At 67.0% G+C, this 1,901-nt stretch carries 2 protein-coding genes; both read left to right on the forward strand.

Going from position 1 to position 1,901, the window contains the following annotated elements:
* Positions 1-103 precede the first annotated feature (103 nt).
* Positions 104-952 carry an IS5 family transposase gene (locus ACFY3I_RS43545; protein ID WP_390866490.1) on the forward strand — a complete coding sequence of 283 codons (849 nt, stop codon included), beginning with the start codon at positions 104-106 and terminating at the stop codon, positions 950-952.
* Positions 949-1,347 (forward strand): hypothetical protein, encoded by a 399-nt coding sequence (locus ACFY3I_RS43550; RefSeq protein ID WP_390866491.1) that lies wholly within the window; start codon positions 949-951, stop codon positions 1,345-1,347. Before ACFY3I_RS43545 ends, ACFY3I_RS43550 begins: the two co-directional genes overlap by 4 nt.
* The last annotated feature ends 554 nt before the right edge of the window (positions 1,348-1,901 follow it).

Consider the following 1,901-nt stretch of genomic DNA (forward strand, 5'->3'; position numbering starts at 1 on the left):
AGAGGGCGGTTCGTGAGCCTTTGAGTGGTGTTGGTGTCGCCTGATGGTGTGAGCGCGGGCTGAATCCTCCGGTTCGCAGCGGCCGATCTGCTGGCGTAATGAGGTGAGTGAACGCAAGCCGTACCCGAGTGACTTATCGGACGCGCAGTGGTCTTTGATCGAGCCGGTGATCACGGCGTGGAAGGACCGGCACCGATCGGTCAGCGGCCACCAGGGCGCCTACGCGATGCGGGAGATCGTGAACGCGATCCTCTACCAGGGCCGGACCGGCTGCCAGTGGGCCTACCTCCCGCACGATCTGCCGCCGAAGAGCGCGACGTACTACTACTTCGCAGCCTGGCGGGACGACGGGACCGACCAGGTCATCCACGAGCTCCTGCGCTGCCAGGTCCGTGAGCGGGACCGCCGATTAGAGGACCCGACGCTGGTGGTCCTGGACACCCAGAGTGTCCACGCGGCCGCCGGGGTCCCTGCCTCCACGACCGGCCGGGACGCCGCGAAACGGGTGCCGGGCCGCAAGCGGGGACTGGCGGTGGACGTGCTGGGGCTGGTCATCGCCGTCATCGTGCTGGCCGCGAGCGCGCACGACAACGCCGCGGGCGTCGCGCTGCTGGACCAGGTCGCCGAGCACACCGGTGGCACCGTCGAGAAGGCGATGGTCGATCAGGGCTTCAAGAGTCAGGTCGTCGCGCACGGAGCCGGCCTGGGTATCGACGTCGAGATCGTCGAACGCAACCCGCAGGAGATGGGGTTCGTTCCGCAGCCGAAGCGGTGGAGGGTCGAGCAGACCTACGGGATCCTGATACTGCACCGGCGCCTGGTCCGCGACTACGAGCACCGCCCGGCCTCCTCCGCCTCCCGTGTCTACTGGGCGATGACTCATGTCATGATCCGCAGGCTCACCGGCGGAAACACTCCCACCTGGCGCGATCCGCAGATGGTGACCGCGTGAACCTCCAGCCCCTGCTCGACGCGCTCGGCATCCAGGAGGACGCCGCACGGGCCCTGGCCGACGACCTCCGCGCCCGGATCGACGAACTGCAGGCCCGGCTGCGGGAGGCCGAGATCCACCTCGACCACCTCGCGATCACACGGAAGACCGTCACCGGCCTCGCCGACCGGCTCCCGGCAGCCCCGCCGGAGCTGCCCGAGCACCCGGACTACCCCCGCATCCTCGCCGTCTTCAACGATGCGACCGGCCCCCTCCGAGCCCGTGATGTCTGCGAAGCCCTCGACCACGAACTGCTGCCGAAGAACATCGAAGGCACCCGCGCCAAGCTGAAACGCCTTGTCAAGCTCGACATCCTGACCGAGGCCGACGCCGGCAGCTTCACCAGGAAGCAGTAGCCGCCCGAAGCCCCGCGACCAGACCGGGAGACGGGTATTGCGGCTCAGCCAGTAGCAGGGAAGGTCAGCCGCTCATCCAGCCGTGCTCCTTATGCACAGCATCGGTCTCGTCTTCACCGAGCCAATCGAGTGCGAACCGCCGGCCACGAAGTCGGAAGCATCTCGAGGCCCAGTCCCCAAGCTCCTCGTCGAGCTCGTCAGCACCAACGATCCCATCCTCGAACACGGGCAACTGCCGCGTTTCACCGACACCAAACACTGCCCACTCAGGAAGCTCTTGCGGCCTCACCCACCGCCTTCGGCAGATCGGACCTTCCTGCCACCACCAAGTGGTGACTCGGGTCAGGAGCACGCCGACCTGTTCGTCCCCATCCATAAGCCGAGCAGCAGCATGGCGATATGGGTCAAGTCGAACATCCGTAGATGGCTTCGGCCGCTGGCGTCTGGACACACCTGCATTCTCCCTGGCGAGGCACTCGACCCGCGCCGCAGGTGGAACCCACCCCGAGTTCAAAGACACCAGGAAACGGGCATCGCGTCACGAACCGCCCTCT

The sequence above is a fragment of the Streptomyces sp. NPDC001068 genome (assembly GCF_042897315.1).
Classification (GTDB): Bacteria; Actinomycetota; Actinomycetes; order Streptomycetales; family Streptomycetaceae; genus Streptomyces.